We start from the raw sequence: 22,873 nt of genomic DNA on the forward strand, positions 1-22,873 counted from the left end.
CAGCGCAAGTCTTGTTCGCCATCAGTTCTGTAAAACCCCAGAAATAGCTGCGGGCCAACCCAAGCAACTGACCAAATTAGCGAAGGGCAGCATCGTTCTCCGGGCCGTCACCTGGCCGATGAAAATGCTGCGTGACCGACGACCAACGTTCGCTCTGGGGACGCCGCGCCGCAGCACCTAATAATTAGGCCAAGGTCCAGAATGGGCCGTTCTCGCCCTGATCTAAGCCAGCCGGAGCCAGATGCTGCGCTGTCTCCGAGGTCGGCTTGGAGCCCTCACCGGTCATTGCCATTTTGTGCTGCGAGCGCGCGCGGCACGAAAAACCGCCGCGACCGCATCATTCTCAGCGCGGCTGCGCGGCGTGAAAACCAGCCATTCAAGCGTGCCGCAGCGAGACTTATTTCCCAAATTTACAGTTCGCGGACGAAGCGGAAGTTTGTCGCACGCCGTTGTTTGTTCGGATCATTCATCGAATGCACCATCAGCACGGAAGACTGGCTGAGTCTCCCATGCATGGATGCTTTCCAGCCCCGCTAACCAATTTTGGGATGAGCGGGACCAGTATTGATCATTCGGGATCAACTCGTTGCGTTGCGTTAGTGTCCCTACCCGCAAACTCAATGCCGTAGCGCAATCGCCAACCGGACGCGAGAAGATTGGTGTGCCGCATTCCGGGCAGAATCCTTGTTCGCGCCCCGCGCCACTTTCTGCAATCTTCGTGTAAATTTTGGGCTCACCTGTAAGGAGCCAGAACTTCCCCGGAATGGTTTGTACAACAATACGAAAAGATGAGCCGGATAATGTCTGACAGTCCGTGCAGTGGCAGACGATCACTCGCTCGGCTTCGATTTCCGCCTCATACCGAATGAGGCCACAGTGGCAGCCGCCGTCAACTTTCATTTTGGTCCCCACACATTAACCGGTGGGTCGACTGTAGCCCTGAATGAGAATTATCGCTACAGGCCCGCTATGGGTTCACTGCCGCCGAATGCATCGGCAGAAATGGTGTTCTCGGCTGACCTCCGAGAGCAGACATTCACTCCGCTTGTACGATGACATCGTTAGCGCGGTGTTGATGCTTGGGCGTGGAGGGAGGATCGGAGGGCATATCATGCCAAGAGCCCAACTTCCCGCTGTCACCCCGAAACGCAGAGCTTGGAACAAAGGCCAGATTATCGGCCAGAAACGACCACTCTTGCCAAAACAGGTCTGGGCGATTCGTACGCGTCTCGAATTGGCGAACAATTTGCGCAATCTTGCGCTGTTCAACGTGGCGATTGATAGCAAACTTCGCGGATGCGATTTGGTGAAACTGGCCATCACCGACTTGGTGAGGGATGATCGCGTTCGCGAAAGCGTGTCTGTGGTCCAAAGTAAAACTAAGCGGCCCGTTCAGTTCGAACTCTCTGAAAACACGCGCGATACGATTGCCTCGGGGGTCAAGTCGCCGGATATGATCGGCTGCCGTTTCATATTCCCCAGCCGATTTCACGACCGCCCGCATATCTCAACACGCCAATATGGTCGGCTTGTGCGAGATTGGGTGGCGGCGATCGGGCTGGAGCCCAGTGGATACGGCACCCATTCGCTGCGCCGGACCAAAGCAGCAGAGATATACCGCAAAACCGGGAATCTCAGAGCGGTTCAACTTCTGCTCAGCCATACCAAGGTTGACAGCACAGTCAGATACCTTGGCGTCGAACTTGAAGATGCGATGAGCATCGCCGAGCAAATCGACATTTGAACCACGTTGGCGGGCGGCCCATGCCGTTCGCCAATATAGACCGGACCTACATTCGCGCTGAGGCGGTAGTTTGGATCGAGCCTATTTTGACCGATGCTGCGCATCGCACGAATGTCAGCGATGCGCAGATTGCGGGCTTTGCAATGTTCGGGCCGCTTCCTGACGGCGGGCCTTCATGATGAATGGGGCAAGCTGCTTGTCAGAGCCTAAGGCAGACACCCATCCTAGCTCGAGCGGGAGGGTATATTGCGCAATTGACAACGAGTGTTTGCGGCCTCCATGCTCCAACTTGAATACTCGCGCTGAGAAAGGCCATGAGTCCTGCAATGCTTAGAGCATCAGACCGAAGTGAAGCTGCGAATGTCCTGAGCGGTCTGACGCTTGGGTTTTCTGCGGACCCATTCATGCGTTGGCTATATCCTGAACCGGGAGATTTTCTAAACCATTTCCCGCGGGTAATGGACTTCTTTGGTGGGCGTGCATTTGATCACGGTGGCGCGTTTCGAAACGATGATTTCACTGCTGGCTCACTTTGGCTTCCCCCAAGCATACACCCTGACGAAGAACAGCTTGTTGCCTGTTTCGAGCAGACGGTTGCACCAGAAAAGCATGATGCATTGTTCGAAACGTTCGGGCAAATGGATGAATTTCACCCCGATGACGACTGCTGGCATCTAGCGTTTATTGCGGTCGATCCATTGCGCCAAGGAAAAGGGTTAGGTTCCACATTGCTTGAGGCCTGCCTCAGGCGTTGTGACGAAGACGGAAGACCAGCCTATTTGGAGTCAACAAACCCAGCTAATTTGTCGCTGTATAAACGTCATGGCTTCAAAGAAATGGGCCTGATCAAAGCCGATCAAGCGCCCCCCCCCTGTTTCCAATGTTTCGAGCCGCCAAATAGCGATTGATTAAACGACAGCTTTGTCCGCAACTTGCCAGATCGCGGCCCGCGCGACGGAGGTCTGCCACTGCAAAATCGAGCCAGCAGAGGTGCGTCCGCTTCGGGCTGACACCGGTCATTGAAAGCACCACAACCGCGGTCTGTTCTGTCCGCGTTGCCGCCGTCCGAAAAATCAGAATGTTGCACGATGCATGAATGTCCGGTTCGGGGAAATCAACCAGCCGAGGTTTCGGTGTCTCGAATGACCGCAAAGGGCCGTCCTTTGCGTGGCCGCAATGCACTCATGCCTAATCGCGTGTTTCTATTTGTAAAACTCTTTTGCTCCTGGATGATCCATAAGTTGCACAGGCCGATAAGGCTTCATTTCTCCCACATGAGATACTTTTGTGGCACCCAATCTCTCAAGCACGGAAGGATGCAGCGGAAAACCCGGGTGGATTTCTCGAGGCTTCGATGGCCAACGACGTTTGAAAGGTCCGTAGCTGAACATAAATTTTTCTTCATGCTGCATGGCCAAAGCGTCCGGGTACACGAACAGCATATCATCGTTGATTCGGATATCCGGCACGCATTCCTTGAGCTCTTCGAGCATCCACTGGAGCGCAATATCGCTCAATCGTGACTCGGGCTCGGGGTAGCTGCCCCCGACATCGCTGTGACATCCTGCAAACCAGAGTTGCATTAGCCACGGTGGGTTGCGGCCCTCGGTCTTCTTGGCCTCGGCAGGCATAGCCCATTTCACACGGGGGAAGCTCTTGCGGTTCTCGTCGATGGCCAACGCGTGGCGCGCATGGCCGACGTCAGAATCGAGCCACTTGTCGTAATTCTCGAGGTTCCAGACAGCCCGGTGGCCAAACTTCCAGATCTTCGGCCAGTCCCAGATGTTGGTGATCCGGAGAGGGTTGCTCTCGTCTGGAGAGAAATACTTCCACTGCGACCAGCGCAGCTTTCCATACCAGTACATGATCAGACCAAAGAGCAGTACGAGAGGTGCCCAGAAAATCCAGCTAACGGAGTTCCAGATCATTAAAGCGATGAGGCCCACAAGAACCGCAAGAATTGACCAAGCGACAACCGTTACTTGAGCGTTCCCAAGTGCGGCGACTGTGTCAAAGACGCCGATGAATGTTGGTTGCACGTTGCCCTGCACGTCCTCTTCCGCGTCAGGCACGTAGCTCTCGTATTTTTGGCGGAAGCGCCGTCCGAGTTCTTCGCGACGTTCGTAATGGGGCTGCAATCCTCGCGGACGACCGTTGCCGTGGTTGTACACGAAATTCACGGCATCGCTGGCGATCTTGCGGAGACGTGGTCCAAACTTGGGCACGTCTGTGCCATCCGGCATTCGTGTCGGGACACCGCAGAGGTTCATCACGTTAGCTACGGCTCGGACAGTGTATGCACCGCGGGAAAATCCAATGAGGATGATGCGATCGCCAGACTCATAGTTGGCGATGATGTTCTCGTAGCAGTCGATGACATTTTCATCGATACCGGTCCCGACCGCTGCGGAGAGAATGTTCCTTATGCGCTTGAGTGTGAAGCCTCCGACTTCCCCCGCACCCAGACCCGGGTCGTAATAGCAGACTTGGTTGGCGGGACTGATTGGGGAGGAAGGTCCAGGCCGCATCGCGCGGAACATCTTGTAGACGTTTGAGAGGCGTTGGTCTGGGCGCAGTCCACCAACTTGGCCAGTCCCGTCTGAAAAGATAATGATGTTCTTTGACATGCTCAGTCGCCTCGCGTTTATAGTTTGTTCCTGTATCGTTGAGCGGGCAAGTGGCGTCAACCAAACTCCAAATGTCACGCCTTTTCGGACGCTTAGCGGATCAAGCGCGGCCATGACGCCGATAAGGATAGTCGCTTCCCTATCATCGATACTAACTCACATGGACCTGTTGTCAGCGTCCGTTTTCGGGAAGCTGCATCATAGATACAGTATGGTCGCTGAAAGTCGGTAAAGAGCCGTCCGGGCGGCCCAGAACTCCCTCTTGTTACAGACGTCATCTGCCTGAAACCGCCGACGGAAGTCACTGGGAGAACCAGTGGGCGCTCCGGCTTGAGAGAGTAGGCGAATAATATCCACATCGTGCTGGATGTTCCGAGCGGCTATGCCGACATCTCTGAACTTTACCCTCGCGATGGGATCCTGTCGGGCCGGAGGGCTTAATTGTTGACACATCGAAGATTTTGCCGGTTTGTGTCTGGAGCATTCCAGATCCGGCATGCCGACATTGATCTCTGCATCACACTGAGAAGCCAGCCTCCGCACGGTGCATCAGATTTACCACAGCATCTGCGCCAGCTGAACTTCTGCAAGCAAGCTCCAAGGGTGCTCGGCCACCAAGAAACGGGTGGCTGCGCGATAAGAAGGCCGCAGCCGCATTCTCATCTCCGTCGTAACTGCGACAAACTAAATCCCAGACCCTACCGACCTCATAAAGGCGATCGCTCATCTCACGCGATAACGGCTTGCGCGCTTTGTACGCGCGTTTGAATGTAGCTTCAGGGATGATATGCCCGACGACATTGATCGTCGGTCCTAAGGCGGCTTCCATAGCGATGGCTGCCTGTGCTTCAAGACCCTCAGCGATCTTGTCCGCGAGTGCGACATCGTCCATTTTGGCGGCATTCTTGAGACCGAGAAGAGCCGCGATACGGCCAGACTGGGTAGCAGATGATGTGACGTGGGTCATAGTGCCGCCTTTTCTATCTGATCAAGATCTACGCGTCACTTGGTACGCTATCAAATTTGATTCACCTTCCAGCAAGATCCCCTCCTCAGCTACTCGACGCATTATAGGGCGCTTTGTGTTGTCAACAATGCCTGCTTCCGGATGCTACCCAGCGGTGCTTTGTTAGACGATCAATGACCGGAATGGGCCGTTGGTGCCATCCGTACGATTTTTCGCAAATGACTATACTTGCGAATAATGCAGGGAAAAGATGCGTACGGCCTTGCCTTACAGGGCATCGCCATATCCCAAGATGCGCGAAAAAAGTGAGGGCTTCATTATTCGCAAATAATCTTTTAAAAACAGTTATTTAATGAGTTGACACGCATCTTGCTCCGCTGTCAGGTAACGGCAAAGCTCTGCCGACCGATCGAGGGAAATTAACGTGGATCACACAATACCGTACGAGAGCGGCCGGATCGCAATCCTGGCGGATTTTCATATCGACAGCTATGAACGGGCTGGTGAAAATGTCGTGACTGCGAGCGGGCTTGAACGTCTCTTCGACGGCTCACTCGATGCGCTTCTCATTGCTGGAGATTTGACAAACGGGCCGCCGACACGGTGGATCAGAGGCCTCTCCTATCTGACACACCATATTGCGCCAGAGCGCATCTACGTCATTCCGGGAAACCATGATTATTATGGCGCGGCATTGACCGACGAACATCTTCTCGCCGAACACGCACGGTCGATTGGAGCGCATTTCGTTCAGCAGGCGGAGTTGCGCCATGGCGATACACGGCTCCTGTGCTGCACACTCTGGACCGATTTCGATCTGGTCGGGGACGCGGAGAAAGCCATGGGTGTCGCTGGTCGTATCATGCGGGATTACTCACAGATTTGGAAGGAGATCCCTGTTAAACCGCTGGCCACCGGGGACGGGATTGGTTGGCAGCCGTCGGTCAGTGAAATAGAACCCGAAGATATTCTGGCACTTCACCGTGACCATCGAGATTGGCTTGAGCGCGGGTTGATGACACCTCATCCTGCCGGCGATGCTGGCCGCACTGTTGTTGTGACCCATCACGGACCGCATTTGTCCGTCGCCGGACCGATCGACGATCTCACGCCAGCTTTTCACTCTGACATGACGGACCTGATCGAAAGGTTTGAACCCGACGCTTGGTTCTTCGGTCACTCCCACAGAAGGTTGCGCGCAATAGTCGGCAAGACGGATGTGCGCAACGTGAGCGTCGGTTACGCGCGCGAGTTTCACCGGTCGGAAAGCGATTATCTAATCGACGCATGCGTGTGGGAGAGCTGAGTTGGACCCGAATGCTTATGACCTCATTCTTCTGGAAACTCTGAAGCAAGCAGACCCCGTTATTTCTGTGGCTTCGGGCGGTGATTCTTATGTGGTGACGGGTTCGATTCCGCTTGAGGTTCTTAAGGCATTCGAGGCCCTGACCCCATCGGTACGATACGTTAAGGTGGGTCCAGCGCGGTGTGTTCCAATAGGTGATTGGTTGTCTTGCAGGGAGCGGTTGATTTCGAAGTTGATGAGACGCATGACAAGTCGTTCATTTGAACTCGGTATCAGTGGCCCCACATCTGATGATCTAAAAAATGCGCCGACTATATCACCCTGGATAGCAATCCGTGATCCTGAATATGGTGGGGCGATACTTGTGGGAATGCAGACCGGTCACCCTACCTTGAGAGGACCTTTGATAAGTACTTCGCGGCTTTGCGGGATCGATGCCAGCAGAACATGGGCGCGAACAGTGTCGCGGTGGTACCGGCTGAACGACCCAGCGACGGCGGACAATCTGACCGAACGATTGGGCCGGAAAGCGGCGGGGTTGAGAGCCCGCGCGCTGGAATTCTCGGAGCTTCAAGCCCTCATTGCGGAAGACTTGGTCCGCGAGGGGCTCAAGGATGTCTGAAAGCGCCGCAGCTTTCCGGGGGCTGTTTGAATTCTACAATCAGTTCCGGCCGCTATATTGTATGTGGAGACCATTATGACAACGCATCGCAGCAGACCGCGCGCTATTTGCATTGATCTTGTCAGATCACTTTTGACTGAACACCAGGCCCTGCCTGAAAACGTTCGGATTGCACGAGAACTCAACGCCAATCTAGGATTTCATATTTCGCGAAGGGGGGCCGAAATCTGGCAGGCCGCACACGACGCGGGTTTGCCTATCGTGGTCCTAACCGAGCTTCCAAAGGCTCAAGTAAGATCTGCAATCGACGCCTTACCCTCTGATCCCGATCTGGTCATCGTATCGGAAGCTACCGAAACGCGTGGTGGCAGGTCCGTCCTGCTCGAAAGCGCGGCAAGGGGCTTTGGCATGAAGGCGAACGACATTCTGTACATAGGTGATGCGGAAGGCTGCGACATTGAAGCCCCAGCCTCATTTGGGATGCGCGTCTGTTTTGGCGATGACGCAGTGCAACAGGTGCAATCGCTTGATAACCGACGGCGCGGCACTCTGGCTTCTGGCAGACATGGAGACGACGCTGAGCTTGCACATACGGTCCTTTTGCCGCTCGATCTGAACATCTATGACATGGGGGACACCGAGCTTTTCAGGAAGCGGTGTCACTTCGTCTTCGATACAGTCTTGATTATAGAAGGTCTTGTCGCGACCTCAGGTTTTGGCCTTAAAGCCATAGAAAAAAATGTCGCAGGTCACGCCGTGATTGTCTTCGGCGCGGCTGGCATTGGCGAAGCGTCTGATGTCAGCGAGATCGTGCATGAAAGACTGCACCGCATTAAGTATGGGGGAGGCGAAAAACTCATCCTTGTTCACACTGAAAACCCCAAAGCGGTCGATCGACTTAACATCGCAGGGATCGCGGAAGACCTTGGTTATGACGTCGAATTAAGGACTTGGAAAACTCTGATGTCGCAGTTCGATCAGAATCCCATATTGGACGTTTGAAACGCGCTGACGGCAAATTGCCAAGCCGCTCACCAGCATCTCAGTAACGAATGGCGCAGCGCTGATTTTGCCCAATGTCGCCACGCAAACCCAACCTGAACAGATTGGAGAGCCATGCCTGATGACCCGCAGCCCTATGCTTCTTATAGCTTGCCATGGCGAGGCCTGCCCAGCGACTTGCCAGAAGAAATGGAAGTATTCGCGATTGGCGACGTCCACGGGCAGGCTGACCTGCTTGTACAACTGTTGGACGAGATCAAAAATACGCCAAGACAGGCGCGCACACGGCATCTGGTCTTTCTCGGAGACCTGATTGATCGCGGACCTGAATCGATCCGCGCCGTAAATATAGCGATGGGGGCGGCCCAGTTTGCCAATGCGGACGAATTGCACGTCCTGCCCGGCAACCATGATCTGTCTCTGATCTTCGCGCTGTCTTCACCCAGACTGCTTTCTCGCTGGGTCTCAGATGGTGGTGGTAGCGTCTTGGCTGAGATCGGTATGTCAGAAAGCAAGCACTCCTCGGGCGAGATCACCCAAGAACTCAAGCGGGTGCTGCATCCTGAATATCTGCATAGGATGGCCGAAGGACCAACCCATAAGTACCTTGGAGAAATACTCTTTGTTCATGCTGGCGTTCGTCCTTGCGGAGATATTGCCGAGTTTCTGGCACGGGATCGATTTTTTTTCGCAATCGAGGACCACTGGGCGACAATGCGTTACCCTTTTCTGTCACATCGAGAGGGGTGGGATTTGCAAGATCCAAACCCAGAACGGCGCGACCATAAACCGACCGTTATCGTTCATGGTCACACGCCGGCTCTTCGGCGAGATATTGTCACGCCCGACGATCTGAAGGTTTGCGACGGAATCGAAGACTATCGCACAATCGCGCTCGATATCGGTGCCGCATATCGACCGCAATTGGCCTTTGCACACTTCCGGTCCCACCATGGCAAGGCCCAAGTTCAGATTTCTGCGGTGAAGAAATTCTTAGTCTGAAACAAGTCACCGGACGATAAAGTTAAAGCGCATCTTTGTTGTCCTGACGAGCCGGTTAGATTTTGCACGATGAGATATCGCTCAAAGCCCTCAACGATGCGCGCGGCAAAGGGGATGCGCGTTCGGCATGGCACCGGGCTCGACTAAATTTTTTCACTGGTGACCCGGGGCGGGCCGACTCGCAAACGATCAAGCTGCAAGAAGCGTAAAGCTTTCCCATGATCCGCTGGCCATCCCGATGCGCCAAACTGTCTGCACGCGATAGTCCCCGATCTGCAGGTTACGCGAAACAACCTACGCGCGCCGAGAGAAACACGCTCCTCGTTTAATGGTGCCTTGTCGCCGCCCTCGTCCCTCTCCGTTCCTCGAAACATTCGCTGCGAATGATGGATCGTGTGAGATCAATCGGAATGACTCTCTGTTCAACACAAACAAAGAAGGCGACCTGGTCGGTCACCTATGGCTCTAAATGTTGTGTGCGCTTCGGTCACGAGACCAACCTATTGATCCGGGCGGTGGTTCGCGGGATCCTTACCCCGATTTCGAGACAACTTTGCCCCGATTTACAGGGGGTCAGTGGGTCCAGGGGCCTCGGCGGTTGGTGGCGAAGTTGTCGCCATAGCCGCCGCGCCTGATAATAGGCTTTCGCTTGTTCGGCTCTTGAATGATGGCCTCAATGCCATGTTCGCGCGCATAGGCCAGCGCGGCGTCTTTCGTATCGAACTTCAGGCGCACCTGACTTTGCGTGTCCGCAGAACTGGTCCAGCCCATCAGGGGGTCAACCTCGCGCGATTCGTCCGCCGCGTATTCCAACAGCCAGACCTTGGTCTTACCCAAGCCCGACGACATGGCATTGCGAGCGGGTTGATAAATACGTGCACGCATCCGGAATCTCCTTGAAAGCCTGAGCAGTTTATCCGGCATGCGGGATCGTAATTCAAGCGGATTTGGCAATGAAATGGTGGTTGCACCCCACATGCGGCTTCCAGCCCAGCTGCGGGCCGGAAGCGCATCGTGAGTGGTGGTTTTGGAAAATCAGAGTGACTGCCGGTGGACGGCGAGGGAGCGAGGGGTGGGGTGGGGTGGGTGTATCACCGCCACCGGCAGTCCGTTCTGCTGCTTGCAAGACAAACCTAGCGCGGCGTTCGCGCTTCGGCAAGCACTAAAAACACCTTTAGTTGCATTTTTTGCAGAAATTTTTTGTCTTGGGGCAAATTTTTTACGTTATATTTCTGGTATTTAGATAGCCTAAAGCAAAAAGGGGCTTTTCGCTCCTCTTTGCACTATTGCAACCTTTGGTTGCCAACTGGTAAGCGCCTTCACATAGACGAAAGCTTCTATCTTAACCCCATAATCCGAAAAATGGGCAATCCGCTCAACTCGCCAATTATGGGGAGGGAAGGGTAAAGTATTCCTTACCTCTTGAAGAAGAACAAAATGTGACCATTCTAGAGCCGGAAGGATTCGCATGACCCACAGCCCGCTGACCAGCCCGACCCTCGCCCCGACGGCCCGCCCCAAGCTTGAGGGCGGCAAGCGATTTGTCATGCACACACCGTTCCAGCCCGCAGGCGATCAACCCACGGCAATCGCGGAACTTGTCGGCGGGCTGGAAACCGGTGAACGTGATCAGGTGCTTTTGGGGGCGACCGGCACGGGCAAGACCTTCACAATGGCCAAGATCATCGAAGAAACGCAGCGCCCTGCGATCATTCTGGCCCCGAACAAAACGCTCGCAGCCCAGCTTTATGGTGAAATGAAGGGGTATTTCCCTGACAACGCGGTCGAATACTTCGTCAGCTATTACGACTATTATCAGCCAGAAGCCTATGTGGCGCGGTCCGATACCTTCATTGAGAAGGAAAGCCAGATCAACGAACAAATCGACCGGATGCGCCACTCGGCCACCCGCGCCCTTCTGGAACGGGACGATGTGATCATTGTGGCCTCGGTGTCCTGTATCTACGGCATCGGCTCGCCGGAAACCTATACCGCCATGACGCAAGACATCACGGTCGGCAAGGAATACGACCAGCGATCCATCATGCGCGATTTGGTGGCACAGCAATACAAGCGCAATGACAACGCCTTCCAGCGCGGGTCATTCCGGGTGCGCGGCGACAGTCTGGAAATCTGGCCCAGCCACCTTGAGGATCGCGGCTGGCGCCTGTCTTTCTTTGGCGAAGAACTGGAAGGCATCACCGAGTTTGACACACTGACCGGGGCCAAGACAGACACGCTGGAAAAGGTGCGCGTCTATGCAAACTCGCACTATGTTACGCCGACACCGACGCTGAAACAGGCGATCCAAAGCATCAAACAAGAGCTTGCCGTGCGCCTGATCCAGTTCGAAGAAGAAGGCAAGCTGCTGGAAGCGCAGCGGCTTGAACAACGCACCAAGTTTGACCTCGAGATGCTGGAGGCTGCCGGGTTTTGCAGCGGCATCGAAAACTATTCACGCTACCTGACCGGTCGCGCGCCGGGCGAACCGCCGCCCACCCTATTTGAATACATACCCGACAATGCGATCGTATTTGCGGATGAAAGCCACGTATCCGTGCCGCAAATCGGCGGCATGTATCGCGGCGACTATCGGCGTAAATTCACGCTGGCCGAACACGGGTTCCGCCTGCCCAGTTGCATGGACAACCGACCGCTCAAGTTTGAGGAATGGGACGCAATGCGCCCGCAATCGGTGTTCGTGTCCGCCACGCCCAGCAGTTGGGAGCTTGAGCAGACCGGCGGCGTGTTTGCCGAGCAGGTGATCCGCCCCACCGGCCTTATTGACCCAGAGGTCGAAATCCGCCCGGTCGACATGCAGGTTGACGATTTGCTGGACGAAGTGCGCAAAGTCGCCGCCCGCGGTATGCGCACGCTGGTCACAACGCTGACCAAGCGCATGGCCGAGGACCTGACCGAATACCTGCACGAACAGGGCATCCGCGTGCGCTACATGCACTCGGACATCGACACGCTTGAACGGATCGAAATCCTGCGTGACCTGCGCCTTGGGGCGTTTGACGTGCTGGTCGGCATCAACTTGCTGCGCGAAGGGCTGGACATCCCCGAATGTGGTCTGGTCGCCATTCTGGATGCCGACAAAGAAGGGTTCCTGCGCTCGGAAACGTCTCTGGTGCAAACAATCGGGCGCGCGGCGCGAAATGCTGAAGGTCGGGTCATCATGTATGCCGACCGCATCACCGGCTCGATGGAGCGCGCGCTGAAAGAAACCGAACGGCGGCGTGAAAAGCAGAAGGCCTATAACATCGAACACGGGATCACCCCTGAGACGGTCAAGAAGAACGTCGATGACGTGCTGTCGGGTCTTTATTCAGGTGACACCGATATGTCGCGCGTCACGGCGACCATCGACAAGCCCATGGTCGGCGACAACCTTCTGGCCCATCTGGAAGGCCTGAAAGCCCAGATGCGCAAAGCGGCCGAGAACCTCGAATTTGAAGAGGCCGCCCGCGTGCGTGACGAGGTGCACCGGCTGGAAGCGGTGGAACTCGCGATCGCCGACGACCCCTTGGCGCGGCAATCCGCGATTGAGGCCGCCGGGGAAGCGGCGACCAAGACAAAGGGGCGGTCGACTGCTGGCAAACCGGGGCAACGGGCGGGTCGCAAAGGTCGGGGCAGGTAAGCCATTGACTGTCTGGACCCCTTTTCTCAAATTCTTTCTATATTTGCTCTTGGCTCCAACTCTTGGTGGCCCAGTTCTTGCAGTATGGGCGAGTTCCTCAGGTGTCTGTACCGGCTCGATTGCAATCGGCATTGAGTGCAGCGGTCCCTTTGCTGAATATCTTCGTCAAATGTCGGAGCTGTTCGAGTTTACCCTGGTGATCTTTTTGGGGTTTCTCTGGGCAGTTTTCGCCGTTCTGATTTGGATAGGGCTGGCGATTTGGGCGACCATTGCTTCATACACCCTGTACTTCTTGATCCAAGATAGAAAACTCAGAGAATAGAAAAAAACGCGCCCGCCAATACAGGCGAGCGCGCTGGGTCTGACCTCGTGAGTGGTGGCTAGGCGGTCAGACGAAAGTGAAACTATTGGCAAATGGCATCTCGGTCGGTCGGGTGCCGGTGGCTTGAAAAATCGCCTCGGCCAAGGCGGGCGCGGCTGGCGGCACGGGCGGTTCGCCCACCCCAGTGACGTGGTCACGGTTCTCCAAGCCACGCACCAAAATTTCGGGGGTTTGATAAATGCGCAAACCTTCGAAATCGTAGAAGTTGTCTTGCTCGGCCATGCCGTCGGAATAGGTGATCTGACTGTTGATCGCGTGGCCAAGCCCCCAGATCACGCCGCCCTGCACCAAGTTCTCGAAATTCACCGGATCAATGACGCGGCCGACTTCGGCGGCGACCCAGACTTTGTCCAGCTTGATGCCATGTTCGCCATTGGTGATCTCGATAATCTGCGCGCAGGGGGTGCCGAAGGACAGGCAGAAGGCTACGCCTCGGGCTTTGTTTGCGCCCAGCGCTCCGCCCCAACCCGACATCTCGGCTACGGCCTCAAGTGTTTTGCGCGACGGCTCATCCGTCATAAGGCGGAGGCGCTCCTCGACCGGGTCGGCTCCAGCCTCGTGGATCAAAGCGTTCAGGAAATTCTCGTGAAAGAACCCGTTTTGCGACGCCCCGACTGACCGCCACGAACTGACCGGGCCCAACTTTGGCGACCGGTAGCCCGTCACGCGATAATGCGGAATCGCGTAGGGCTGATCCCAAAGCGCCTGTGTGATGGTCGCATCCGGCCCCGGCAAACCCATGCCCTGCCGCTCGCCCATCTGGCTGTCCAAGATCGACGGAGACGCGACGCGAATATCCATCGACGTTACGTGCCCCGCCTCAACCGCCCCTTGCGCGCGCATCATTGCAACCGGGCGGGTGAAATCCTGGGCCGTGTCTTCTTCGCGCTTATAGGTCAGCTTTACAGGCGTGCCCGGCAGTGCCATCGCCATTTCCGCGCAGCGTTTCACAACCTCGTCTTCAAGCCGGTGCCCAAAACTGCCGCCCATCATCAGGATATGCACATGCACATTATCGACCGGCACACCTGTGATCTTGGCAACATTTGCTTGTGTCATGCGTGGGATCTGGTTTCCGGTCCAGACATCAACGCGAGCGCTTGTGACCCGAACCGTGGCATTCAGCGGCTCCAGCGGTGCATGCGCCACATAGGGCGCGTGGTATTCAGCCTTGATCGTCATGGGCATGCTGTCTACATCACCATCGTCGCGTGGCCGGGCATCTTGATCGCCGCTGTCCAGCGTGTCTGCAAGAACCTGCCAGTGCTGGTCTTGTTCTGCAGGATATGGCGCGTCACCCCATTCCACCTCGATCGCGTCCACAGCCTGAAAGGCGCGCCATGTGTTGTCGGCAATCACGCCCACCCCTCCGGTGACGGGGATAACCTTTTGCACACCGCGCATCGCCTCGGCGGTGCTGGCATCAAAGCTGATCACGTCGCCACCTTTGCGCGGGTTCAGGCGGACGGCGGCATGGACCAACCCGTCCATCCGCATATCGATTCCATAGCTTTGCGTGCCGGTGGATTTCGCCACCATATCAACGCGCTGCATGGGCTTGCCCACCAGCCGCCATTGGGTTGACGGGCGCAGCACCACATCTGTAACGGGCTTGATCTCGGCGGCCTTGGCGGCGAGCGCCTGATAGGGAATGCGCTTGCCGTCCGGCAGCACGACCGCGCCGCGTTCGGTTTTCAGCTGAGTGATGGTCAGACCGGCTTGTTCGGCGGCCGCGGCTTTCAATGTCTCACGCGCAACGGCTCCTGCGACGCGCAGCTTCTCATACCCATCAGGCACAGTGGTCGAACCACCGGTGAGCTGGACGCCCATCAGCTTCATCACCAAATCGACGGTCCCGCGCATGGTGTTGGCCGCAGCACTTTGGTTCGTCGATGGGAACGGAACGGCATCGTTCGCAAGTGCGGTATTATAATAGGCTTTTGACGGCGGGCCGGGATCAACCTTGATTTGGTTCAGATCGACATCCAGTTCCTCGGCGATCAAAGCCGCCTGAACGGAATACGACCCCTGCCCCATATCTGCGCGCGGTGTGATCAGCGTGATGCCGTCTGCATTGATCAGCACATAAGGCGTCAACGCGGCCGCGCCATCAGCAAGATCATCCAATAAGGGATTTTCGGCAGGTTGCTTGTATTTGTAATACCCGAAGGCCACACCACCCAGAATGGCGACAGAACCGACCATAAATGTGCGACGAGCGATTGTTGCGACACGGCCCATGGTCACGCCTCTCGCAATGTCTTGGAGGCTGTCTTCACAGCCGCGCGGATACGTGGATATGTGCCACAGCGACACAGGTTGCCGGACATGGCGTCATCAATATCCGCATCCGTCGGGGTGGGAATGTTTGCCAAAAGGTCAGCCGCCTGCATCATCTGTCCGCCCTGACAATAGCCGCACTGCGCCACTTGATGTTCCAGCCAAGCGGCTTGCACCGCGTGCATTTCAGATGGGTTTCCAAGGCCTTCGATGGTGGTGACAGCGCCATCCACATCGGACACCGGCGTTTGGCAAGACCGCACTGCGACCCCATCAATATGCACCGTACATGCGCCACATGCAGCGACACCACAGCCATATTTTGGCCCGTTCAGCCCGACTTCATCACGCAGCACCCACAAAAGTGGCATGTCCTCTTCGACATCCACGTCGTGCACCGTACCATTTACCGTGAGTTTCACCGAGCCGCCTCCCGACCGCGCTGCTTGCATAGAATAACGTGTCGACGGATAAATGACCACCGGTCAGGTAATAAAGCCACAGAAATTAATGCTAGGCAACAACGATTTCGGGGCCGCGTTCGTTGCGGTTGCGGCCAAGTTGCCTGGCTGTGCTTGATCCGTGGCAACCCGGCCCGGATCCGACGGCGCGCCGATCAGGCGGCAAGCTCACCCAAAAGCCTGCCATCCGCGGCCCACATCGCGCCACCTGTCACGACCACATCGCAGCCGGGTCTGGCCGTCAGAATCTGCGCAAATTTGCGCCAAAACGGATATTGGCGAAAGTCTTTTTCATTCGCATGATCAAGATTCTGTGCATACCATTGGCAATCACGGATGCGAGGCCACCCGATGGAAAAGACAGACAACATCAGCGACCTGTTCATCATTGGCGGCGGCATAAACGGCTGTGGGATAGCGCGCGACGCGGCGGGACGCGGGCTATCTGTAAAACTGGCCGAAATGAATGATCTGGCGTCGGCGACCTCTTCCTCATCCACCAAGCTGTTTCACGGTGGGTTAAGATACCTTGAGTATTTCAAGTTCCGGCTGGTGCGCGAAGCATTGGTCGAACGGGAGGTCCTTTTGCACGCGATGCCCCACATCAGTTGGCCCATGCGCTTCGTGCTGCCCTATCACAAAGACATGCGGTTTGAGGGAGACACCCCGACCTCGAAGCTATTGACGTTTGTCATGCCGTGGATGAAGGGGCGCCGCCCTGCCTGGCTGATCCGCCTTGGCCTGTTTCTTTACGACCACCTTGGCGGGCGTAAGATATTGCCGGGTACCAAAACATTGGCATTGCCGGGCACTCCGGAAGGCGCGCCCCTGAAAGACAAGTTTGCAAAAGCCTATGAGTATTCCGATTGCTGGGTTGAGGATGCGCGACTTGTCGTCCTAAACGCGCGCGACGCCGAAGCGCGTGGTGCCACGATCATGACGCGCACGAAGGTGATCAAAACGACGCGCCACACGGATCATTGGGATATTCAAACCCAAGATGCCCAGACCAGAGAAGTCACCCAGCACAAGGCCAAGATCATTGTGAACGCCGCAGGGCCATGGATCGGCGCGTTGATCGACGAAGCGCTGGACGTTCAGACCACCGAAGGGGTCTGGTTGGTGCGTGGATCGCACATCGTCACGCCCAAGCTGTTTGATCACGACAAAGCCTATTTCTTCCAAGGCCAGGATGGACGGATCATTTTTGCGATCCCTTATGAGACGAACTTCACCCTGATCGGCACCACCGACGCACCGCACGAGGATGTAGACACAAGCCCGGTCTGCACCGAGGAAGAGCAGCACTACCTCATTGCATTCGCCAACCAGTATTTTGAGAAACCGATCACGCAAGACGATGTGGTCTGGAGCTATTCTGGTGTGCGCCCGCTTTATGATGACGGCGCGAGCTCTGCCACAGCCGCAACCCGTGAATATGTGCTGAAGCTGAATGATGAGGCGGGGGCTCCTGTTCTGAACATTTTCGGGGGGAAGATCACCACCTATCGCCGCCTTGCTGAAAACGTGCTGGCAAAGCTCGGGCCCCATTTGGCGACCGATCAACCAAACTGGACCGCGGGCGTGCCGCTGCCCGGTGGCGACTTCCCCGTCGACGGGGTGCAGGCGCTGATTGCAAAGTTGCAAGAAGACTTCCCGTTCCTGACCGACATTTGGGCCAAGCGTCTTGTGCGGGCCTATGGCACTGAAAGTTGGAACATTTTAAGCGGCGCGAAATCTGCTGGTGACCTTGGCCGCGACTTCGGCGCAACCCTGAGCGAACAGGAAGTCCGCTGGCTGATCGACAAGGAATATGTCCGCCGGGCCGAGGATGTCGTCTGGCGTCGTTCAAAGCTCGGCCTGCGTCTGCAGAAGGGCGAGATTGAGGTGCTCGATAATTGGATTATCAGAAACCTCTGACCCGCGCTTCCCTATACTTCTGTTGATTTATTTTTTTACCATCTGGTAAAATTCTTGATTTTGTGCCTTCATGAAAGGATCAAAACAAGAATGGGAATCACGAAATGCCCCAAACCAACAGGGAAAACGGCGTCTCTCCGGGTCGCCTAACGCCAGCCGACGTGCAAGCAAACTTCGCGGACCTGCATCCAGCTTACGACGAACACGAAGCGCTTGTGGCTGCGGATCGTTGCTATTTTTGCCACGATGCGCCGTGTATGACGGCCTGTCCGACAACCATCGACATCCCGCTGTTCATCCGCCAGATCGCCACCGGAACGCCGGAAGCGGCGGCCAAGACCATCCTTGACCAGAACATCCTGGGCGGGATGTGCGCGCGGGTCTGTCCGACCGAGACGCTCTGCGAAGAAGTGTGTGTGCGCGAAGTTGCCGAGGGCAAGCCCGTCGAAATCGGCCGCCTGCAACGCTATGCGACCGATACATTGATGGCCAAAGGTGTGCACCCATTCGTGCGTGCGGCTGAGACCGGCAAACAGGTCGCCGTCGTGGGCGCTGGCCCCTCTGGCCTTGCCTGTGCGCACCGCTTGGCGATGCTGGGCCACAACGTTGTGGTCTTCGAGGCGCGGTCCAAAGGGGGCGGTCTGAATGAATTTGGCATTGCTGCCTACAAATCCACCAATGATTTCGCGCAGAAGGAACTGGATTGGCTCATGGCCATTGGCGGGATCGAAATCCGCTATCAGCAGGCTTTGGGTCAGTCCATCACATTGGACGGGCTGCAAGATGATTTCGACGCGGTGTTTCTTGGCATGGGCCTGACCGCCGTCAACGCATTGCGTCTTGACGGTGAAGACAAAACCAACGTCACGGATGCCGTCGATTTCATCGCCGATTTGCGGCAGGCAAGTGACCTGACCGCCCTGCCCGTTGGCCGACGCGTCGTCGTCATCGGCGGCGGCATGACCGCGATTGACGCGGGCGTTCAGGCGAAACTGCTGGGCGCCGAGGACGTGACAATCGTTTACCGTCGCGGGCAAGAGGCGATGGCAGCCTCCAAGTTTGAACAGGACTTGGCGCGGCAGAAAGGCGTGACGTTGATCTGCAATGCGACCCCGGTGGGGATCGAAGGCAACGGATCGCTGACTGCCGTGACCTTCGCCTATACCGAAACGCGCGATGGCAAGTTGGAGACGTTGGACGAGACCTTCACCCTGCCCGCCGATCAACTGTTCAAAGCCATCGGCCAGAAACTTGGTGATACGCCGGACGGGTTGACGCTGGACGGCGGCAAGATCGCGGTCAATGACGCGCAGAAAACCAACTTGGCAAATGTCTGGGCCGGGGGCGATTGCGCCTCGGGCGGGGACGACCTGACCGTCACCGCCGTTGCCGAAGGTCGCGATGCGGCCATGGACATCCACGCCACTCTGACAGGAGCAAGCTAATGGCCGACCTGACATCAAACTTTCTTGGAATTAAGTCACCCAACCCGTTCTGGCTGGCCTCGGCCCCGCCCACCGACAAGGAATACAACGTGCGCCGCGCGTTCGAAGCCGGTTGGGGTGGTGTTGTGTGGAAGACGCTTGGAGCCGAAGGGCCACCCGTCGTCAACGTGAACGGCCCGCGCTATGGCGCGATCCACGGGGCCGACCGCCGCTTGCTGGGTCTGAACAACATCGAGTTGATCACCGACCGCCCGCTTGAGGTGAACCTTGAGGAAATGGCCCGCGTGAAGAAGGACTATCCCGACCACGCGCTGATCGCGTCCGTGATGGTGCCCTGCGAGGAAGATGAGTGGAAACGCATCATCCCCCGCATCGCCGAAACCGGCTGTGACGGGTTCGAGCTGAACTTCGGCTGCCCGCACGGGATGGCCGAACGCGGCATGGGATCGGCTGTCGGTCAGGTGCCGGAGTATATTGAGATGGTCACGCGCTGGTGCAAGGAAGCCACCGACCTGCCCGTCATCGTGAAGCTGACGCCCAACATCACCAACATCCTTCTGCCCGCGCAGGCGGCGAAAGATGGCGGCGCGGATGCGGTCAGTCTGATCAACACGATCAACTCGATCACCAACGTTAATCTGGACGCCATGGCGCCCGAACCGATGATCGACGGCAAAGGCACCCATGGCGGCTATTGCGGCCCGGCGGTGAAACCCATCGCCCTGAACATGGTGGCCGAGATTGCCCGCAACCCCGGCACGCATGGCTTGCCCATTTCGGGCATTGGCGGTGTGACCACATGGCGCGATGCAGCCGAATTCATGGCGCTTGGCGCGGGCAACGTGCAGGTTTGCACGGCCGCCATGACCTACGGGTTCAAGGTGGTGCAGGAAATGATCTCGGGCCTCAGCCAGTGGATGGATGAAAAGGGCTACACCTCAATCGAAGAAGTGGTCGGCCGTGCGGTGCCCAATGTCACCGACTGGCAATATCTGAACCTGAACCACGTCACCAAGGCGCGCATTGACCAAGACGCTTGCATCCAATGCGGGCGCTGTTATGCAGCCTGCGAAGACACCTCGCACCAAGCGATCAGCATGTCCGAGGATCGCGTTTTCGACGTGAAAGACGACGAATGCGTGGCGTGCAACCTGTGTGTGAATGTCTGCCCCGTCGACGGCTGCATCACCATGGAAACCATAGCACCGGGTGCCATGGACGAACGAACCGGAAAGGTTGTTGAGAAAGAATATGCCAACTGGACAACCCACCCCAACAACCCAAGCGCCACAGCCGCCGAGTAAGGCTGGGATGGCCCTGTCCTCCTCCCGGCAGGGCCATCTGGCGATGTTGTCTTTCTCGGCGCTGGTGTCGCTGTCCTTCAGCTTTGGCCACATCGTCGCAAAAGAGATCACCCCCACCGCCCTGAACACGGTGCGGTTTGCGCTGGCCGCGCTGGTCCTGTTCGGGCTGGCGCGCGTCATGCGTATACCGGTGCGTCCGGTCTTCACGGGTTTTTGGCGCTTTGGCCTGATGGGCGGGCTGATGGCCGTCTATTTCATTACCATGTTCGAAGCGCTCAGGATCACGACCCCGGTCTCGACCGCTGCCGTCTTCACCCTAACCCCGCTGATGGCCGCCGGGTGCGGATTGCTGATCGCGGGGCAACGGTCGGGGCGGTGGACGTTGATTGCGCTGACCATCGGTGCGGTGGGGGCGGTGTGGGTCATTTTCCGCGCCGACCTGAACGCACTGTTGCGTTTTGAGGTTGGGCGCGGCGAGGCGCTGTTTGCCATCGGCGCGCTGTGCCATGCGCTGGTGCCCGCTTTGGCGCGCAAGCTGGCGCAGGGTGTGCAGCCTTTGCAGACCTCGATCGGGACTGTGCTGGGCGCGTTGATCGTCACCGGCATTTATGGGTTCCGCGACGTGATCCACACGGATTTCGCGGCCCTGCGCCCGGCGGTTTGGATGGTCATTACCTATCTTGCGGTTGTCACCACAGCCGGCACGTTCTTTCTGGTCCAATATGCCAGCCAGCGCCTTCCCGCCAGCAAGGTCATGGCCTATACATATCTGGTGCCCAGCTGGGTGGTGCTGTGGGAGTTCCTGTTTTACGGCGCGACCCAACCTGCCCTTCTGATGGCCGGTGTGGCCGCAACCCTGCTGGCACTTGCCATGCTGCTTAGGGGCGAAGCGTTCTGACCAGCATATGGGTGATGAACGCCTCGGCATCTTCGAACCGTGTGTCACTGCGCACCGGTCCCAAGACCGCCTGCACCTGAAGGTCGAAATCCGCATAATGCTGTGTCATCGCCCAGATCGAGAAGATCAGGTGATGCGGGTCAATGGTCGCCAGCCGCCCCTCGACCATCCAACCTGCGATGATCGCGGCTTTTTCATCCACCAGCGCCTTCAGATCGGTGTTCAGCATGTCGCCCAAACGGGGCGCGCCATGCAAAACCTCGGTCGCAAACAAACGACTTTCACGGGGCATGTCGCGTGACATTTCGATTTTGCGGCTGACATAGGTCAGGATTTCTTCCATCGGATCACCGTCCTCGGACAAGTCGCGCAGCGGGCTGACCCATTGTTCAAGAAGACCTTCCAACAGTTCGGAATAAATCGCTTCTTTGCCGTTGAAGTAATAGACAATGTTTTGCTTCGATATCCCGGCAGCTTTGGCGATCTGATCAAGTGTCGCCCCCCGCAATCCCTTTTCAGAGAATACATTCAACGCCGCCTCAAAAATCGCCTGTCGCTTTTCGCGCTGAATCCGTGTCGGGCGGGATGTTGCACCTGCTTTCGCCATCAGGTGTCCCCATGCAGCTGAACGCCGGACAGCAGCAAGTCTTTGACGGCTGTCTTGGTCTCGTCCCACTGCGTATCCGACAGCTCGACCCCATTGTTCAGTGTCGTGATCTGATGGGTAAAGTCAGCGTAATGCTGCGTCGTCGCCCAGATTGCATAGAGCAAATGACGTGCGCTGATCGGGCGGATTTGCCCGTTTTCAATCCATGCGTCGATCACCGTAATCCGGTTTTCGGTCCAGGATCGCAACTCGTCTTCCAGATAGTCCTGCACGATGGGCGCGCGCTGGATAATCTCGTTCGCCCAAACTTTCGAGCCATAGGGCCGCGTGCGCGCAAGATCCAGTTTGGTGTCGATATAGTCGCCCAGCGCTTGGATCGGGTCGTTGTCGACCTTGATACTGTCCGCCGCTGCACGCCAGATATCGAAGATCTCGCCCACGACACGGCGATACAGCGCCTCTTTCGTCTCGAAATAATAAACCACGTTTGATTTGGGCAGCCCCGCCACGGCCGCGATCCGACTGATCGAGGCACCGGCATATCCAAACTCGGCAAACACTTTTTCGGCGGCAACCAGAATGCGGGCTGTCACCTCTTCGCGATTGCGGCTTTGGATGCCTCTTGTCGTCTTGTTCACGTCGCTCATCACACTCGTTGTTTGT

Annotated in this window: 19 protein-coding genes; 11 read left to right on the forward strand and 8 right to left on the reverse strand. The window is 56.9% G+C overall.

Going from position 1 to position 22,873, the window contains the following annotated elements:
• Positions 1–462: 462 nt before the first annotated feature.
• The gene (locus MUY35_RS04530; protein ID WP_248364225.1) at positions 463–900 is read right to left on the reverse strand and encodes a GFA family protein; all 438 of its coding nucleotides are present in this window, start codon (positions 898–900) and stop codon (positions 463–465) included.
• 211 nt (positions 901–1,111) lie between these two features.
• Between MUY35_RS04530 and MUY35_RS04535 the strand changes: the two genes are divergently transcribed.
• Both MUY35_RS04535 and MUY35_RS04540 read left to right on the forward strand, forming a co-directional pair.
• Positions 1,112–1,744: a tyrosine-type recombinase/integrase gene (locus MUY35_RS04535; protein WP_248364226.1), complete on the forward strand. Its 633-nt coding sequence runs from the start codon at positions 1,112–1,114 to the stop codon at positions 1,742–1,744.
• 314 nt (positions 1,745–2,058) lie between these two features.
• On the forward strand, positions 2,059–2,652 hold the full coding sequence (locus MUY35_RS04540; RefSeq protein WP_248364227.1) for an N-acetyltransferase: 594 nt from the start codon (positions 2,059–2,061) through the stop codon (positions 2,650–2,652).
• A 294-nt stretch (positions 2,653–2,946) separates the two neighbouring features.
• On the opposite strand, the gene MUY35_RS04545 is transcribed toward MUY35_RS04540, so the two are convergent.
• A complete protein-coding gene (locus MUY35_RS04545) occupies positions 2,947–4,371 on the reverse strand; it encodes a DUF2235 domain-containing protein (RefSeq protein ID WP_247034131.1) in 1,425 nt (474 codons plus the stop codon).
• A 517-nt stretch (positions 4,372–4,888) separates the two neighbouring features.
• On the reverse strand, positions 4,889–5,338 hold the full coding sequence (locus MUY35_RS04550) for an antitoxin Xre/MbcA/ParS toxin-binding domain-containing protein (RefSeq protein ID WP_247034129.1): 450 nt from the start codon (positions 5,336–5,338) through the stop codon (positions 4,889–4,891).
• A 424-nt stretch (positions 5,339–5,762) separates the two neighbouring features.
• On the opposite strand from MUY35_RS04550, the gene MUY35_RS04555 reads away from it, so the two are divergent.
• The 4 genes from MUY35_RS04555 (at position 5,763) to MUY35_RS04570 (ending at position 9,270) form a co-directional block, all read left to right on the forward strand.
• The gene (locus tag MUY35_RS04555; protein WP_247034127.1) at positions 5,763–6,644 is read left to right on the forward strand and encodes a metallophosphoesterase; all 882 of its coding nucleotides are present in this window, start codon (positions 5,763–5,765) and stop codon (positions 6,642–6,644) included.
• A gap of 244 nt (positions 6,645–6,888) precedes the next feature.
• Complete coding sequence (locus MUY35_RS17155; RefSeq protein ID WP_348984496.1) at positions 6,889–7,266, forward strand: DUF6634 family protein; 378 nt, start codon at positions 6,889–6,891, stop codon at positions 7,264–7,266.
• A 75-nt stretch (positions 7,267–7,341) separates the two neighbouring features.
• Positions 7,342–8,268 carry an HAD family hydrolase gene (locus MUY35_RS04565; RefSeq protein WP_248364231.1) on the forward strand — a complete coding sequence of 309 codons (927 nt, stop codon included), beginning with the start codon at positions 7,342–7,344 and terminating at the stop codon, positions 8,266–8,268.
• A 114-nt stretch (positions 8,269–8,382) separates the two neighbouring features.
• A complete protein-coding gene (locus MUY35_RS04570; protein WP_248364233.1) occupies positions 8,383–9,270 on the forward strand; it encodes a metallophosphoesterase in 888 nt (295 codons plus the stop codon).
• 573 nt (positions 9,271–9,843) lie between these two features.
• On the opposite strand, the gene MUY35_RS04575 is transcribed toward MUY35_RS04570, so the two are convergent.
• Positions 9,844–10,155 carry an ETC complex I subunit gene (locus MUY35_RS04575; protein ID WP_248364234.1) on the reverse strand — a complete coding sequence of 104 codons (312 nt, stop codon included), beginning with the start codon at positions 10,153–10,155 and terminating at the stop codon, positions 9,844–9,846.
• A 583-nt stretch (positions 10,156–10,738) separates the two neighbouring features.
• Between MUY35_RS04575 and uvrB the strand changes: the two genes are divergently transcribed.
• Positions 10,739–12,913 carry an excinuclease ABC subunit UvrB gene (gene uvrB / locus MUY35_RS04580; protein WP_282569179.1) on the forward strand — a complete coding sequence of 725 codons (2,175 nt, stop codon included), beginning with the start codon at positions 10,739–10,741 and terminating at the stop codon, positions 12,911–12,913.
• A gap of 388 nt (positions 12,914–13,301) precedes the next feature.
• Here the strand turns inward: uvrB and MUY35_RS04585 are convergent, their stop codons facing one another.
• Both MUY35_RS04585 and MUY35_RS04590 read right to left on the reverse strand, forming a co-directional pair.
• On the reverse strand, positions 13,302–15,536 hold the full coding sequence (locus MUY35_RS04585; protein WP_248364235.1) for a molybdopterin cofactor-binding domain-containing protein: 2,235 nt from the start codon (positions 15,534–15,536) through the stop codon (positions 13,302–13,304).
• A 2-nt stretch (positions 15,537–15,538) separates the two neighbouring features.
• Positions 15,539–15,997 (reverse strand): (2Fe-2S)-binding protein, encoded by a 459-nt coding sequence (locus MUY35_RS04590; protein ID WP_348984495.1) that lies wholly within the window; start codon positions 15,995–15,997, stop codon positions 15,539–15,541.
• Positions 15,998–16,387: 390 nt separating this feature from the next.
• Between MUY35_RS04590 and glpD the strand changes: the two genes are divergently transcribed.
• The 4 genes from glpD (at position 16,388) to MUY35_RS04610 (ending at position 21,603) form a co-directional block, all read left to right on the forward strand.
• Positions 16,388–17,956 carry a glycerol-3-phosphate dehydrogenase gene (glpD, locus tag MUY35_RS04595; RefSeq protein WP_248364237.1) on the forward strand — a complete coding sequence of 523 codons (1,569 nt, stop codon included), beginning with the start codon at positions 16,388–16,390 and terminating at the stop codon, positions 17,954–17,956.
• Positions 17,957–18,060: 104 nt separating this feature from the next.
• Positions 18,061–19,401 (forward strand): NAD(P)-dependent oxidoreductase, encoded by a 1,341-nt coding sequence (locus MUY35_RS04600; protein ID WP_248364238.1) that lies wholly within the window; start codon positions 18,061–18,063, stop codon positions 19,399–19,401.
• Positions 19,401–20,705 (forward strand): NAD-dependent dihydropyrimidine dehydrogenase subunit PreA, encoded by a 1,305-nt coding sequence (preA, locus tag MUY35_RS04605; protein ID WP_248364239.1) that lies wholly within the window; start codon positions 19,401–19,403, stop codon positions 20,703–20,705. Before MUY35_RS04600 ends, preA begins: the two co-directional genes overlap by 1 nt.
• A 7-nt stretch (positions 20,706–20,712) precedes the next feature.
• On the forward strand, positions 20,713–21,603 hold the full coding sequence (locus MUY35_RS04610; protein ID WP_248364240.1) for a DMT family transporter: 891 nt from the start codon (positions 20,713–20,715) through the stop codon (positions 21,601–21,603).
• On the opposite strand, the gene MUY35_RS04615 is transcribed toward MUY35_RS04610, so the two are convergent.
• Positions 21,584–22,210 carry a TetR family transcriptional regulator C-terminal domain-containing protein gene (locus MUY35_RS04615; protein WP_248364242.1) on the reverse strand — a complete coding sequence of 209 codons (627 nt, stop codon included), beginning with the start codon at positions 22,208–22,210 and terminating at the stop codon, positions 21,584–21,586. The genes MUY35_RS04610 and MUY35_RS04615 overlap by 20 nt on opposite strands.
• A complete protein-coding gene (locus MUY35_RS04620) occupies positions 22,210–22,857 on the reverse strand; it encodes a TetR family transcriptional regulator C-terminal domain-containing protein (protein ID WP_248364244.1) in 648 nt (215 codons plus the stop codon). Before MUY35_RS04620 ends, MUY35_RS04615 begins: the two co-directional genes overlap by 1 nt.
• Positions 22,858–22,873: the final 16 nt, after the last annotated feature.

This window comes from Aliiroseovarius sp. S1339, assembly GCF_023195695.1.
In the GTDB taxonomy this organism is placed as follows: Bacteria; Pseudomonadota; Alphaproteobacteria; order Rhodobacterales; family Rhodobacteraceae; genus Aliiroseovarius.

Bases quoted from the DNA above. Each gene is read 5' to 3' on its own strand.
- MUY35_RS04530 (WP_248364225.1), bottom strand. From the start codon at position 900: ATGAAAGTTGACGGCGGCTGCCACTGTGGCCTCATTCGGTATGAGGCG.
- MUY35_RS04535 (WP_248364226.1), top strand. From the start codon at position 1,112: ATGCCAAGAGCCCAACTTCCCGCTGTCACCCCGAAACGCAGAGCTTGG.
- MUY35_RS04540 (WP_248364227.1), top strand. From the start codon at position 2,059: ATGAGTCCTGCAATGCTTAGAGCATCAGACCGAAGTGAAGCTGCGAAT.
- MUY35_RS04545 (WP_247034131.1), bottom strand. From the start codon at position 4,371: ATGTCAAAGAACATCATTATCTTTTCAGACGGGACTGGCCAAGTTGGT.
- MUY35_RS04550 (WP_247034129.1), bottom strand. From the start codon at position 5,338: ATGACCCACGTCACATCATCTGCTACCCAGTCTGGCCGTATCGCGGCT.
- MUY35_RS17155 (WP_348984496.1), top strand. From the start codon at position 6,889: ATGACAAGTCGTTCATTTGAACTCGGTATCAGTGGCCCCACATCTGAT.
- MUY35_RS04565 (WP_248364231.1), top strand. From the start codon at position 7,342: ATGACAACGCATCGCAGCAGACCGCGCGCTATTTGCATTGATCTTGTC.
- MUY35_RS04570 (WP_248364233.1), top strand. From the start codon at position 8,383: ATGCCTGATGACCCGCAGCCCTATGCTTCTTATAGCTTGCCATGGCGA.
- MUY35_RS04575 (WP_248364234.1), bottom strand. From the start codon at position 10,155: ATGCGTGCACGTATTTATCAACCCGCTCGCAATGCCATGTCGTCGGGC.
- uvrB (WP_282569179.1), top strand. From the start codon at position 10,739: ATGACCCACAGCCCGCTGACCAGCCCGACCCTCGCCCCGACGGCCCGC.
- MUY35_RS04585 (WP_248364235.1), bottom strand. From the start codon at position 15,536: ATGGGCCGTGTCGCAACAATCGCTCGTCGCACATTTATGGTCGGTTCT.
- glpD (WP_248364237.1), top strand. From the start codon at position 16,388: ATGGAAAAGACAGACAACATCAGCGACCTGTTCATCATTGGCGGCGGC.
- MUY35_RS04600 (WP_248364238.1), top strand. From the start codon at position 18,061: ATGCCCCAAACCAACAGGGAAAACGGCGTCTCTCCGGGTCGCCTAACG.
- preA (WP_248364239.1), top strand. From the start codon at position 19,401: ATGGCCGACCTGACATCAAACTTTCTTGGAATTAAGTCACCCAACCCG.
- MUY35_RS04610 (WP_248364240.1), top strand. From the start codon at position 20,713: ATGGCCCTGTCCTCCTCCCGGCAGGGCCATCTGGCGATGTTGTCTTTC.
- MUY35_RS04615 (WP_248364242.1), bottom strand. From the start codon at position 22,210: ATGGCGAAAGCAGGTGCAACATCCCGCCCGACACGGATTCAGCGCGAA.
- MUY35_RS04620 (WP_248364244.1), bottom strand. From the start codon at position 22,857: ATGAGCGACGTGAACAAGACGACAAGAGGCATCCAAAGCCGCAATCGC.